At 42.4% G+C, this 12,489-nt stretch carries 9 protein-coding genes and 3 pseudogenes; 10 read left to right on the forward strand and 2 right to left on the reverse strand.

The annotated features are described in order from the left end of the window. Nucleotides 1-197: IS630 transposase-related protein (locus PN447_RS11735; protein ID WP_271763213.1), on the reverse strand; the 197-nt coding region annotated here is incomplete at its 3' end. Nucleotides 198-271: 74 nt separating this feature from the next. Here PN447_RS11735 and PN447_RS11740 point away from each other — a divergent pair. From PN447_RS11740 to fbp, 10 genes and pseudogenes are all read left to right on the forward strand, one after another. Further along, nucleotides 272-532 (forward strand): annotated as a pseudogene (locus PN447_RS11740) (transposase); the annotation flags it as partial. A 529-nt stretch (nucleotides 533-1,061) separates the two neighbouring features. Further along, nucleotides 1,062-1,761, forward strand: a pseudogene (locus tag PN447_RS11745) (acyltransferase). A 180-nt stretch (nucleotides 1,762-1,941) separates the two neighbouring features. Then, entirely contained in the window at nucleotides 1,942-2,058 is a 117-nt protein-coding gene (locus PN447_RS11750; RefSeq protein ID WP_200987887.1) for a photosystem II reaction center protein I, read from the forward strand. A gap of 389 nt (nucleotides 2,059-2,447) precedes the next feature. Continuing rightward, nucleotides 2,448-4,805 carry a DUF3769 domain-containing protein gene (locus PN447_RS11755; protein ID WP_271763214.1) on the forward strand — a complete coding sequence of 786 codons (2,358 nt, stop codon included), beginning with the start codon at nucleotides 2,448-2,450 and terminating at the stop codon, nucleotides 4,803-4,805. Between the two features lie 196 nt (nucleotides 4,806-5,001). After that, nucleotides 5,002-5,259 (forward strand): annotated as a pseudogene (locus PN447_RS11760) (ribonucleoside-triphosphate reductase, adenosylcobalamin-dependent); the annotation flags it as partial. A 675-nt stretch (nucleotides 5,260-5,934) separates the two neighbouring features. Next, a complete protein-coding gene (ltrA, locus tag PN447_RS11765; protein ID WP_271763216.1) occupies nucleotides 5,935-7,728 on the forward strand; it encodes a group II intron reverse transcriptase/maturase in 1,794 nt (597 codons plus the stop codon). A gap of 15 nt (nucleotides 7,729-7,743) precedes the next feature. Next, nucleotides 7,744-9,777, forward strand: coding sequence for a ribonucleoside-triphosphate reductase, adenosylcobalamin-dependent (gene nrdJ / locus PN447_RS11770; RefSeq protein ID WP_271763217.1), 2,034 nt, complete (start codon nucleotides 7,744-7,746; stop codon nucleotides 9,775-9,777). Between the two features lie 102 nt (nucleotides 9,778-9,879). Continuing rightward, on the forward strand, nucleotides 9,880-10,098 hold the full coding sequence (locus PN447_RS11775) for a hypothetical protein (protein ID WP_271763218.1): 219 nt from the start codon (nucleotides 9,880-9,882) through the stop codon (nucleotides 10,096-10,098). Nucleotides 10,099-10,425: 327 nt separating this feature from the next. Beyond that, nucleotides 10,426-10,710 (forward strand): RNA recognition motif domain-containing protein, encoded by a 285-nt coding sequence (locus tag PN447_RS11780; RefSeq protein WP_271763220.1) that lies wholly within the window; start codon nucleotides 10,426-10,428, stop codon nucleotides 10,708-10,710. A gap of 410 nt (nucleotides 10,711-11,120) precedes the next feature. Then, a complete protein-coding gene (gene fbp / locus PN447_RS11785) occupies nucleotides 11,121-12,170 on the forward strand; it encodes a class 1 fructose-bisphosphatase (protein ID WP_271763222.1) in 1,050 nt (349 codons plus the stop codon). 187 nt (nucleotides 12,171-12,357) lie between these two features. On the opposite strand, the gene PN447_RS11790 is transcribed toward fbp, so the two are convergent. Further along, entirely contained in the window at nucleotides 12,358-12,483 is a 126-nt protein-coding gene (locus PN447_RS11790; RefSeq protein ID WP_271763223.1) for a hypothetical protein, read from the reverse strand. Nucleotides 12,484-12,489 lie beyond the last annotated feature (6 nt).

Genomic DNA, 12,489 nt, shown 5'->3' on the forward strand with positions numbered 1-12,489 from the left:
GTAATTTTGTGACCATTCCCAGGACGCCGATTAGGCAAGGCTTGGAAGTCCCCCGTTTCCGTTTTTCGCTTCAACCATAGGGTAATGGTGTTGCGACTAATATTAAACATTTGACTGGCTTGAGTTTTCTTCAAACCATCGCGTTCAATAGCTTGGATGACCTTTTGACGAAGGTCGTAACTGTACGACTTGGGCATATACCTATAGCAAGCGATCGCTTCACATGAAAAGGGATTACTTCTAGTTTATGCTTAAATTACCTTGGCGGTTGCTATATCGTTTACGGTGGGTAGTTGAACTGTTATGGAAATTTTTAAAGATGCACTTAAAACTAGATCGATTAATTACCAAAAATGTTAATGGTATTGCTATCCAAATCTATGCTAGTCTCATTGCTTATCTAATTTTACAACTTGTATCTGTTCCGAAAGAATGGGGAGAAAAGATGTTAGATAAATTCCGCTATCTTCAGGCTTGTATGTGTCAACAAATCAGTTATGTTCATTGGATGGAAAATATTATGAAATGCTGACATTTTTACCCTTGATAAGACTACTATACTTAAATATGTAAAGTTTTGTAACGACATTCAACACTTGTGGTGAATTTGGTTAAAGGTTATCTGCAAAATTTATCATAATTCAGGACAGTAATTATCTTAACAAGAAGCTGCTCAAACTTAGTGTTTGATAGGAAGGGATTTGAATGCAAAAACCCTCAACAGTAGCAGAGCTAAAGCAGCTTGCATTCAGAGCAAATACAGATTCATGTGTGTAACCTGCTGTATTACTGAGTCTAGTAGATAGGATAAATTTTACTGTAGTAACTGATGTGAACTAACCTAGAGTCAACATTACCCATGATTTCCAGTTAGTCAAAATTAGAAATTAGTTTTCTATGTACCTATGAGCATAACTCATAATTGGGAACATATTTTCTAGCCCTAAAAATAAACGGGATCATTTTAATACTATTCAGTGTCACTCCGACTACTAAAAGCAGGCTTACCTCTCAAGAGGTATTCAATACTTGTGAAAAATTCCATTCAGAGATATTTAACCATGAACAACAAGCAATATACCTCTAAGTTGCAAAGACTACAAGAACTATTGCTCACAACCTTATTAGGAAATATTCCCACTATTGCCTTTGGTGCCTTTGGTTCCAAACTCAGAAATCTGGTATATCCTCAGATTTTTTAGCACATGGGAAAACCAATTTATATTCAAGATGGGGTGGAATTTCTGGGCGCTTCTGCCATTGAAATCGGCAATGGTGTATATATTTTTAAAGGTGTACGCCTGGATGGCCAAGGACACCCAAATAATAAAATTTGTCTAGGAAATGGAGTAGCCATTGAGCGTTACGTTGATATTGGGTGTTTGGATAACACTTGTATATCTATTGGTGATGAAACCTTTATCGCTCCTAATGTTTGTATTGCTGGCCCAGGAAATATCAAAATTGGCAAGTATTGCATGATAGCATCCCATTCGGGAATATATGCCAACAGCCACAAATTTACTTCTCTAACACAACCGATAAAACACCAAGGAGTAACCCGTCAGGGAATAGTGATTGAAGATGACTGTTGGCTAGGGCATGGGGTAACGGTAGTAGATGGGGTTACCATTGGTAAAGGTAGTGTTATTGGCGCAGCATCAGTTGTCAACAAAGACATCCCCCCCCTATTCTGTAGCCGTAGGTATACCTGCAAGAGTCATCAAAAGTCGAGTTAACAAGGATTTAGTGACATCATAGCACAGGTAAGTTAATACTCCCCCATCCCTGGTAACTATCAGAAAACATCTAACGGACATTTACGACTCAAACTGATCTCAAAAAGGGGCGAGATTTCGATAATATAAAGTAGTTATCTTTGCTGTATAGCACATACACAAGAGAGAAACTTTATTTCTCACACCTTTTGGAGATACTTGTATGGTGACTTTAAAAATCGCTGTTTATATTGTTGTTGCCTTTTTTGTGGCTATCTTTGTCTTTGGATTTTTGTCCAACGATCCAGCCCGTAACCCCGGACGCCAGGATTTAGAGTAAAATAGCCACCAATTAGCCACCAATTATTGACTTTGAGGGGAAGTGCTAAACCGGTTCTAGGAGAGCCTACATCTGCCTGAATCATTAATGATTACATTAATGTTGAGATGGTAGTGGCAAAGTGTCAAAACTCTCCGAAGACCTAAAACACCAGCACTTTCTCTGAATCAGCTTCCTAATATTCAGGCAAAAAGCAAAAGTCGGAAGATCAACCTATAATTGATCCTTCCGACTATTAATTGGCCATCAGAAAACTGACTGGGAGCCTGAGAACCCCTGTGTCCAAAATCCGGGATGAAACCTGATTTCGTCAGTCAAAGCCCGAAAGGGAAGAATCCTGCTTTTTCCAAGCCAGGATAGTTCAATTGTTAGCTTGATGTGCCGTAGATATGCTTCATCCAGTTCCCTTACCTCCACCCCCTCCTACCATTCTCCAAGTGGTATCATCAGCAAATTCTATTTCCTGTGCTAGTGACAATCAGTTTCTCCCATTGATCACCAATCAAAAAAATCCCCAAGGACACAAACCAGCATCCCCACCACCAGAGGAAACTCCACAATTTTTCCATGTAAGAGATACTACATCTTCTGCTGGGCATCAGTCCACTGCCAAAAGTCTAGACACACCCAATACATCAGAAACTTTCACCCCTTCTCAGAGTGCTGCTTGTTTGGGTAAGCCCCAGACATTTGCTAATTCCCCACAGCAGTTGCAAGCGCCTAACACTAAACCCAATGTGCCAGTTGCAGGGGCTAAAGCAACTCCACAAGCGCAGGAAACTAATATTATTTCATTTTATGACACAAATTATACAGCAATTTTTCGTCCCGTACAAAATACGCTACTGCTGAAGTCTCGTCACCCCAGTAGCCAAACCTCGAATCCCTCTACCATAGAATTTCGGTCACCTACATCTTTAGCTAGACAAAGAACCATAGAAGTCATCTCAGACAGGCAGGAGTATGATCAAATCCGGCGAATTGTCACCGCTGAAGGTAATGTAGTAGTCCGATTTGATGGGGCTGTGTTGGATGCTGACCGCCTGCAAGTAAATTTAGATAACTTGATCGCTGTGGGTTCTGGTAATGTGGCCTTAACACGAGGAGATCAAGTCTTGCGCGGAGAACGCTTTACCTATAATTTTATCCAGGACAATGGGGAAATAGAAAATGGCAGCGGGGAGATTTTTACACCCTCAGCCCAACAAGATTTCGCTTTTTCATCCAGTAATGTTAGACCGGTTGGAATTGAGGCTCCTGTAAGCGATAGAGTCAGAAGAAATCAGCCCCTGTCTGAAATCACTAGCCCAGGGGGTATTGAGTTCACATTAGGTGGTATACAAGCGAGGAACATCACCTTACCCACAACCGGAGGTGAGGTCAGGAGACTGCGGTTTGAAGCTGAACGGATTTTGTTTTATCCGCGAGGTTGGCAAGCTTTCGATGTGCGAATTACTAACGACCCCTTTTCACCCCCAGAATTAGAGTTACGTGCATCTCAAGTTACTTCTATCAGGGAGTCTTCTTTTAAAGAAACTATTACTACACGCGGACAGCGTTTAGTTTTTGACCAAAAAGTCTCTTTACCAATTCCCGTAGATAAACAAACTATTGACAGTTTTGAACGCGACGCCTCACCATTTCTAGTGTCTCCAGGTTTTGATGGGGATAAGCGGGGTGGTTTATTTGTAGAACGGGGTTTCACACCTGTTGATACCCAGCAGGTACGTTGGAGAATCATCCCTCAGTTGTTTGTGCAAAAAGCCTTGCAAGGGGGTACAGATGATTTAGCTGCCTTGTTTGGTGTCAAGACCAGTTTAAATGCTGTTTTAAACCCAGGGTTAACACTAGAAGGTGCGGGTGAGTTAACCAATTTAAACAATTTAGAGGAAAATTTGCAGGTTGGTTTGCGCATGCGCCAAATATTAGGCAATGTTAATCCTCACGTATTAAATCTAGAATATAGCTACCGCGATCGCCTGTATAATGGCTCTCTTGGCTTTCAAACTGTCCAGAGCAGTCTTGGTGGTCTGATTACCTCTCCTGTGATTCCTTTAGGTAACAGTGGTGTTAACCTCAACTATCAGGCTGGCGTACAATATATCAATGCCAACACCGACCGCCTAGACTTGCTAGCAGCCCAGGGTAACAATAATCGTATTACCCTTGGTCGCTTACAAGCTAGTGCAAGCCTCAGTCGGGGGTTTTTACTATGGCAAGGTAAACCATTACCACCTACTTCTACAGAGGGATTACGATATACCCCCAACCCCGTAGTCCCTTACGTACAGACAATTGCCAGTGTCACAGGTACACATACTTATTATACTAATAACCAAAATCAAAGCACCCTGACCGCCGCAGTCGGTTTGGTCGGGCAGTTTGGTAATTTCTCTCGCCCCTATTTAGACTATACGGCTTTCAACGTGACTTATTCTCAGGGATCAAATAGCGGGCTGTCACCCTTTTTGTTTGACCGCTCAGTTGATAATAAAGTACTAAGTGTTGGCGCTCAGGTGCAAATTTATGGGCCATTTCTTTTAGGCCTACAAACAGCAATTAACTTGGAAACTGGTAGAGAAACTAGCACAGACTATATTTTAGAATATAGCCGCCGTACCTATGGCATCACTTTGCGTTATAACCCAATAGTGGAATTAGGCGGTTTCAGCATCCGCATTAGTGATTTTAACTGGGTTGGGGGTACAGATCCATTATCTGGATTTTCTCGAAGAAAATCCAGATAATTAACGAGAATGAGTTTTTGACCATAACTTAGTATCAAACCAATACCAATCAAAGCGAATTAAATTATACATTCTAAATGTAAGTTATTATTAGTACACCAGGGTGAGTAGCGCAAAGTGGAAAATTTGGCAATCTTTCATCCAAAATCTAGTTAGCGTATAGTCATAATCTGTTAGCAAGCTACAAGACTTGATTATGGTTCGAGAACTAGAAAGAATACGTCAGAGTGCAGAGTTCCCAGAAACAGCGCCAGCTGCTAATCCTGTATTTTTTAGAACCTACAGCCGTCTGACAAAGGCAGGGCTGAGGGAAACATGGGACGAGGTATGCGATCGCACCCTTGAGGGGATCATCGAATTAGGGAAGCTTAACCCAGACGAGATTGCCACCCTAGAAAATATGCAACGCCACCTCAAGGCCTTACCCAGTGGACGCTGGTTATGGGTGGGTGGTGTGTGATTCGTTGAGTCGAAACTGGCTCTAGAAAAGGCTTTCAGCTAATTCTTAGCCTTGAGATGACTCACTAGGTTCTTAAAAATCCGTTACAAATACCCAAGCGGATAACCGAGTAAGTAATGTGCGGATAACCGAACCTTGATAACTGTATAACCTTGTAGGTGATGTGATGTAGTCATCACAAAGTCCTATCCTCCAAGCGTGGGAGTGAAAGCATTTCCCCTACCTAGCGACTGGTTATCAAAGGGTAAAGCGGGGAAAAAAGCTGGTAACACCAAACCATGAGGTGAATCCCAGCGAGCAAGAGTGCATGGACAACGAAAGTAAAGGTACGTCTGAACAGTCGTAACCCAGTAAGTAGCGAAAAGAATGGTTGATACGCTGCGGTCAAAAGACACTGAGACGCATAGGAACCCGAAAGTGCCTCCATAAAGGTCACGCTTTCCTGTCTCCGGCTGAGTAGTACCGTCCTAAACACTCAAACAAAAGGTTATACGGAACGAAGTAATCCGGTTAGTGGCTCTCTAAAAGGTCGATTTTAGAGTAGGAACCAATCCGCAAGCCCTAACAGGAGGAGATGGAATCAGAAGCAAATGCCTGCCTGTAATGGGCATGGATACGCTGACAGATTCCCGATGATTTGGAAGATAGAGTTTTAACAAAGCAATGAAAATGACTAAAACACGGGAAAAACCGATGGTGGTATGGACACAAGTGAACTGGCGCAAGCTAGAACGTACTGTGTACAAGTTGCAAAAGAGAATCTATCAAGCCTCTCAACGGGGAGATGTCAAAGCAGTGCGTAAATTGCAGAAGACTCTTCTAAATTCCTGGTCTGCTAAAATGCTTGCCGTCCGCAAGGTGACACAGGATAACCAAGGAAAGAATACTGCGGGAGTGGATGGGAAAAAGGCACTAACGCCTCAATCCAGATTTAAGCTAGTGGAAACATTAGAGCTAGACCACAAATCTACACCCACTCGCAGAGTATGGATTCCCAAGCCTGGGAAAACAGAAAAAAGACCTTTGGGAATCCCCACTATCGGAGAACGGGCAAAACAAGCACTTGTGAAGCTAGCTTTGGAACCTGAATGGGAAGCCAAGTTTGAGCCTAATAGCTATGGATTCCGACCTGGTAGAAGCTGTATGGATGCTATTGAGGGTATCAAAGTAGCAATCAAGCAAAAGAGCAAATATGTTCTAGATGCCGATATTGCAAAATGTTTTGACAAAATCGACCATAAGAAACTATTGGATAAAATCAATACGTTTCCTAAACTCCGTAGACAGATTAAAGCGTGGCTGAAATCTGGATTTTATGATAGCGGAGCATGGTTTCCAACTGACGAAGGAACCCCTCAAGGTGGTGTAATTTCGCCACTATTAGCAAACATCGCCTTACACGGAATGGAAAAGATTGTCAAGGAATTTGCCCGAACCCTTCCAGGTAAAAAGGACAATAACGAGAAAGAAATAACCTTAGTTAGATATGCCGATGATTTTGTCATCCTACATCCCAAGCTGGATGTAATTATGAGGGCTAAAGCACTGATTGAGGAATTTCTTAATGACATTGGTTTAGAACTTAGACCGAAAAAAACTCGTATAACTCACACTCTGGAAGCAATGGGTGAAGAAACCTCCGGCTTCGACTTCCTTGGCTTTAATATCCGCCAATACTCAGTAGGAAAATATGCCACAGGTAAAAACACCCACGGCAAACCGCTAGGGTATAAGACTTACATCAAGCCAAGTAAAGAGGCAGTCCAAGCTCACTACCGAAGGTTAGCGGATGAAATTGACAAATTAAAATCTTGTCAATCACAAATAGAGCTAATCAAGGGATTAAACCCAATCATCACTGGATGGAGTAACTACTACTCTAAAGTCAATAGTGCTGAAGTCTTTAAAGAGCTAGACCACCTTCTGACACTCAAGCTTATTGCTTGGACTAAGGCTAGACATCTCCACAAATCTACCAAGCAGTGGATCAGGAAATATTTCGGCTCCAAGGACGGGTCAAACTGGGTATTTCGTGCCGTGAATGAAGGAAAGACACTCTATCTTGTCTACCACGGCGACTTCCATATCCAGAAATTTGTCAAAGTCAAGGGAGAAGTCAGCCCATATAATGGCGATTTCGTCTATTGGGTTACCCGCATAGGAAAAAGCGTCGAACTACCAACTAGAGTCTCCAAATTGCTGAAAAAGCAAAATGGAAAATGTAGAGAATGCAATATGTACTTCAGAGATGGAGATGTAATGGAAGTAGACCATGTAATTCCTCGCTCTCAAGGAGGAAAAGACACCTACGAAAATTACCGGCTATTGCATAGGCACTGCCACGACATCAAAACCAAACGAGATGGTACTCATGACAAGAGCCAAATCGTTGAGGAGCCGTGTGATGCGAAAGTATCATGCACGGTTCTGAAGCCGAGTCACGTTGGCGACAATGTGGCTTAGGGTAATACAGAGTGGATGACCAAATCCAAAAACTTTTCCGGCGCTTATAATTGCACATCCACAAACCTGCAAGACTGGAGTGCATTTGCATTAATGATGGATTTAGCCATGATGGGCTGTGGTACTGGTGCGGTTATAGAACCCCAACACATCAATCAACTCCCTGTGATCCGTAATCACTTAAATGTAACCGTACAAGGGGAAATTGGTAGCATACCTTCAGGATTACGTGATCAACATACTAAAAGCTCCATAGAAGGCAATACCGTTACCATCTATGTGGGAGATAGCCGTGAAGGCTGGGTAGAATCCTACAAATCCCTATTGGAACTCTCCACAAATGAAAGGTTATCCACCAAACTACAGGTAATAGTTGACCTCAGTAATGTACGTAAAACCGGCGAACCCCTCAAGGGCTTTGGTGGAGTAGCTAATCCAGTCAAATTACCAGATCTATATGAAAAGTGTGCATCTATACTCAACAAGGCTATAGGAAGACAATTAAACTCCGTGGAATGCTGTTTGCTGATTGACCAGGCTGCTGTTGCAATTGTTGCCGGAAATATTCGGCGCAGTGCTGGAATGCGTCAGTTTGAGTCTGATGACAATTTAGCAGCAACAGCTAAAGATAATCTTTGGCAACAAGATCAAGAGGGTAACTGGCGCATAGACCCAGAACGTGACCCTTTACGCATGGCTAATCATACCAGAGTTTTTCATCGCCAACCCACATTAGAAGAGTGTATAGAATCTGTTCGTAAACAATACTATAGTGGCGAAGGTGCTATTCAGTGGGCTGGGGAATCCGTAGCCAGAGCTAATTGTGATTTGCTCAATACACCACAATTAAAAAAAGATTTTCTGCAAGCTTATGATCAAGGAAAAGCCAAAGAATGGATACAACAACATCACCCAAAGATTGATTCTCAAGAATTAGAACATCGTTTAAACCGCTATGGCTTAAACCCCTGTGGTGAAATCATAGGCTCTAACTTTCACTGTAACTTATCAGAAATTCACTTAAACCAAATTGACCCAGAGGACTACAAAGAACAAGAAAAAGCTTTTACTGCCGGGGCTTTATCTGTAGCAGCACTGTTAAACCATCAATTTTTAGAGCCACGCTACCAAAAGAGCCGGGAATTAGACCCGATTGTTGGGGTCTCCTTTACCGGATTATTCGATTTCTTTGTTCATGCCTTTGGTGTAGACTGGTTGCGCTGGTGGTCTGAAGGTAGACCAGAAACACCCCAAGGTTTGGCTTGGAAAGAGCAAGAGGCAAAATATCTTAGCTACTGGAAAGATACAGTACACCGGGTTGTTTGGGACTACTGCGATCGCCACAACATTAAACGGCCCAATCGCTGTACCACCGTCCAACCCAGTGGAACTAAATCTTTATTAACAGGTGCTAGCCCTGGTTGGCATCCTCCCAAATCACAGAGATTTATCCGACGGATCACCTTCAGGAAAAATGACCCAGTAGCACTAGCCTGCATTGACTACGGGTACAGCGTCATTCCATCCCAATCAGACAAGGACGAACAGGGAAACTTACTAAATGACCCATTTGACCCCCGTGTAACTGAATGGCTAGTAGAAATTCCTGTATCCGTATCTTGGGCTGACTTACCAGGAGCAGATGAAATTGATGTTTCTCAGTTTTCCGCCTTAGCTCAATTTGACTTTGCCCTCCAAGTTCAGCGTTGGTATGTAACTCACAACACATCAGCAACAATAGAACTACGTTCTGAAGAAGTTGAACCGTTAGGACAGCGAATTTATCAAGCCATCCAAAATCATGAAGGCTATATTTCCGCCGCGCTGTTAGCCCGGTTCGATGACTTGCAATCATTCCCACGCTTACCATTTGAGCCCATAGACAAGTCAACCTATGAGCGTTTAACTCAACAAGTTAAAGCACGCCGCAGAACAGATAATTTCTGTACCGTTTTGAGTCGCTATGATTCCGGTGAATTAACAGAGGTTGGGCCTAGTGGATGTGATTCTGATAAGTGTATGTTTCCTATTGAATCTCCTGCATCTTAGGACCCCAATCCAGTAGGGAGATATTGCCTTGTAGAGACGCGTTCAATTGCGTCTCTAGTTTTTCAGGTTAGGATCATTTAAAACTACAGCAGACTCTCAAATATGTTCATTGATGAATTGTCACCAATATTTCAACAATTAACCAAGCACCCAGTTTCATTTATGGGGGGATTTTTTTCTGGTGTGCTGCGACTCAATCTCAAGGACGATCCGGTCAAAAGCTGGCTGGATAAACACATCAATTCTACTTGTCACACCAGTCCAACTAGTGAAGCCCATAATGGCAAAGCTACTGGCCCTCAGCAAATTTCTATTGATTGAGATTTAGACCTATCCAAGAATGGACTAAACCAGAATTGAGGTTAAACAAAACTATTATGGGTAGGCATTTGCCTGCCCTGCATCATCAGTTTAATACAGTTTGTTAAATCCCATACTTTGAAAAATGTCACAATCAGTTATCATGTGAGCGTATGGCTAGGTTCAGCCCCTTGGCATCTTTAGTTGAAGCGAAAGCCAGCATGATGATCGCTGTCCTACAACATCCGCCATGGGTGAGTCAGAACAGACTATGCAAAATTTGCAGTTTGTTCATATCTCTTTCCCCAGCTGAACTAATCGCTTTTTGTTACAAATTACGTGATCCACATGACTATTTACGTTGGAAACCTCTCTTACAGCGCTACTGAAGAAGACTTAAGAACTGTATTTGCCGAGTATGGTCAAGTCACAAGAGTGGTCTTACCTACTGACCGCGAAACAGGTCGGATGCGAGGCTTTGCATTTGTTGAAATGAAGGAAGATGCTCAAGAAGATGCAGCTATCACTGAGTTAGATGGCGCAGAATGGATGGGCCGTCAACTGAGGGTCAATAAAGCCAAGCCAAAGGAAGACAATCGCCGCGGGAGTTGGGGTAAAAAAGGAGATTATTAATAATAGCATATTTTTTCTACCGACGGAAAATTAATTGCTCAATTTGACAAGTACTAGAGCAGAAAGCCCACTCCTTCTAGGGGTGGGATAAATCGCCAGCAACTTTAGTTGCAGTCAAAACCTACTGAAATTATTAATTTAGCGGTAAGGCAGACCATAGAAAACATGAACTAGGTAAGCTAGGAAAACTCCTCATATCAAAAAATAGTTGCTCATAAAGGCATACAAGTACTAACAGCTTAGTTCCGGGAGTTCAGAGAACTTTCAGACGCAAAAGCCAAAATTTCAATTCTTTAGTTTATCTAAAATCATATTTGAGTTATCAAAATACCTTTCTAAGATAGAGGCAGCAACCAAAAGTTGTCATTAATAAATCCAACTCACAAGCACAATGCTAGGGAGTAACAAAAATGACTCAAGCGCCAGAATCTCTAGATTTTTTTATGAATGATGCTACAGATAAGAGCTTAGATCGTGATTGTACAACATTATCGCGTCACGTACTCCAACAATTTAAGACTTTTTCCCCAGATGCACAGGATTTGAGCGCGCTGATGAATCGTATAGCCCTGGCGGGTAAACTAGTGGCTCGTCGTCTGAGCCGCGCCGGTTTAATGGAAGGAGTTCTGGGATTTTCTGGAGACGTCAACATCCAAGGGGAATCTGTCAAAAAGATGGATGTCTACGCCAACGATGTATTTATCTCCGTGTTTAAGCAAAGTGGCTTAGTCTGTCGCCTCGCTTCCGAAGAAATGGAAGAACCTTACTACATCCCAGAAAACTGCCCTATAGGTCGTTATACCTTGTTATATGACCCAATTGATGGCTCATCTAATACCGACACTAATCTCAGTTTGGGTTCAATCTTTTCTATTCGTCAGCAAAAAGGCGATGATATTGATCGTCAAGCATCGGATCTCCTGAGCAACGGACGGGAACAAATCGCCGCCGGATATATACTGTATGGGCCGAGCACAATGCTGGTTTATACTATAGGCAATGGTGTTCATTCATTTACCCTTGACCCCAGCTTAGGGGAATTTATCCTCTCGGAAGAAAACATCCGCATCCCTAATCATGGTTCTGTCTATAGCGTTAACGAAGGTAATTTTTGGCAGTGGGAAGAATCAATGCGAGAGTATATCCGCTACGTTCATCGCACTGAAGGCTATACTGCTCGTTATAGTGGCGCTATGGTGAGTGACATCCATCGTATTTTAGTTCAAGGTGGCGTATTTCTCTATCCAGGGACAATTCAGAAACCAGAAGGGAAATTGCGCTTACTTTATGAATCCGCTCCCTTAGCTATGTTGATTTCACAAGCAGGCGGTCGGGCCACCACAGGGTTGGTAGATATTTTGGAAGTAGTGCCGAAAAAGCTACACCAACGCACACCTTTAATTATTGGTAGTCAGGAAGATGTGGCCAAGGTGGAGTCTTTTATTCAAAACGGACACTAGTACCGCTCCTAATTCCTAGTTCTGAGACTAAAAATTCTTTTGATTAATTGGCAATGAGTAGTTGATTTACACCGAGGAGCTAATAGATACAAGAAATCTCTACCAAGAATTAACAGTTAATATGGCTATGTTATTCGAGAATATCTGGAATTGGGCAAAGATCAGATCCCTGGTGATGAACTAAAAATTACCTCAGCTGGCCGATGTCATGAGTGATGACTAACGCCACAATTCCAAAGAAAACATCAAAAATTGATGTATTATTGTGCGTTGCTTCTCTGGTGATGCCAATAGCGTAGCGTGGCGTAGCCATAGCAAC

It is taken from the genome of Anabaena sp. CS-542/02, assembly GCF_028331085.1.
Classification (GTDB): Bacteria; Cyanobacteriota; Cyanobacteriia; order Cyanobacteriales; family Nostocaceae; genus Anabaenopsis; species Anabaenopsis arnoldii.